This is a genomic window from Streptomyces sp. NPDC059373 (genome assembly GCF_042751495.1).
In the GTDB taxonomy this organism is placed as follows: Bacteria; Actinomycetota; Actinomycetes; order Streptomycetales; family Streptomycetaceae; genus Actinacidiphila.
On record NZ_JBHYXC010000099.1, the window covers coordinates 1 to 1,423 of the forward strand.

1 protein-coding gene and 2 pseudogenes are annotated in these 1,423 nt (G+C 68.9%); 1 reads left to right on the forward strand and 2 read right to left on the reverse strand.

The annotated features are described in order from the left end of the window. Positions 1 to 397: hypothetical protein (locus tag ACFXJ5_RS41190; protein ID WP_384643695.1), on the reverse strand; the 397-nt coding region annotated here is incomplete at its 3' end. Between ACFXJ5_RS41190 and ACFXJ5_RS41195 the strand changes: the two are divergent. Beyond that, positions 356 to 951: pseudogene (locus tag ACFXJ5_RS41195) on the forward strand (transposase). The gene ACFXJ5_RS41190 and the pseudogene ACFXJ5_RS41195 overlap by 42 nt on opposite strands. On the opposite strand, the pseudogene ACFXJ5_RS41200 reads toward ACFXJ5_RS41195, so the two are convergent. Further along, positions 927 to 1,328 (reverse strand): annotated as a pseudogene (locus tag ACFXJ5_RS41200) (transposase); the annotation flags it as partial. The pseudogenes ACFXJ5_RS41195 and ACFXJ5_RS41200 sit on opposite strands and share 25 nt — an antisense overlap. Positions 1,329 to 1,423: the final 95 nt, after the last annotated feature.

Below are 1,423 nucleotides of genomic sequence, written 5' to 3' on the forward strand. Positions count from 1 at the left end.
ACGGGCAGATCAAGGCCCCTGCCACCGAGGTCCTGATGGCCGCGGCCGAACGGTGGGCGACCGATACGGGCTGGTCAGTCACATAACGCCGAGCGCGCGGAGAACCTTGCTGTCGCCGGTCCCTCGGGCACGGGCAAAAGCCTCTCGCCGAGGCCCTGGCGAACAAAGCCAACGACGAGGGGATGAAGGTCTCCTCGTTCACCCTCGAATCGCTCACCGCCCACCTCGGGCGGGCGACCGTCGACAACACCGTCTCTACGGCCAGAAGCTCGCGGCGGTAGAGCGGCGCCTGGCCACCGAAGCGCTCGACGACCAAGTCGTTAAGCGCTTGATGACCATTCCGGGAGTGGACGCGATGACCGCTGTCACGCTGCTGGCCGCGGTCGGCGACTTCCATCGTTTCACCAGCGCGGACAAGCTGGTGTCCTACCTCGGCCTGAACCCACCGGCGGGGCGCCGGCCCACCACGGGCGCATCACCAAGGCCGGATGCGGCAAGGCCCGCGGGATGCTGGTGCAGGCCGCATTCGCCGCCCTGCGCTCCCCAGGCCCGCTGCGCGCCCTGCACCAGCGGATCAAGGCCCGACGCGGCATGCAGATCGCGATCGTGGCGGTCGCCCGCAAGATCGCGGTCATCGCCTGGCACCTGGTGACCAAGGACCAGGACTACGCCTTCGCCCGCCCCAGCCTCGTCGCCTTCAAACGGCGCAAGCTCGAGTTGACGGCCGGGGCCGAAAGCCGGATCGCGCGGCGCGGCCCGGGCTACGACTGCAACAACAAAGACCTGCGGCGCCAGGAACGCGAGATCGCCGAACGCGCCTACGCCGTGCTGGCCGCCCACTGGCAGACCCAGCGCCGGCCGGCAATCCACGCCTGCCCGCCATCCCAGGGGCAGCGAACCCGAGCCTGTGACCTGCGCTGCTTGACGATTACATCCGTGGTCCGCAGGTGAATCCGGTGCTCTGCAGGGAAGTCGTAGAACGCCAGCAGTTCGTCCCGGTCCTCGGCGATCTTCGCGACGGCCTTCGGGAACTTCGCCCCGTAAGTCTTCGCGAACGCGTCGATCGCCTTCTCGGCATGCGCGCGGTCCTCGGCGTTGTGTATTTCCTGCATCGCCTTCGTCGCACCGGGCTGCGCGGACTTGGGCAGGCAGTTCATGACGTTGCGGGCTTTGTGAACCCAGCACCTTTGTGGCCTGGCTGCCGGGAAACCCTCGGCGAGGGCCCGCCACAGGCCCATGGCGCCGTCGGCAATGACCAGCTCGGGGTCGCGCATGCCGCGCCGGCGGCAGTCGCGCAGCAGGTCGGCCCACGACTCCGTCGACTCCCGCAGCTCCCCCGTCACTCCAGCCTTCGAAAGGAGAGCCCACGACCCCCGCGACCGGTGGGTGAACTGCCCACGGCCCGGCCTGCATCTCGTCAACA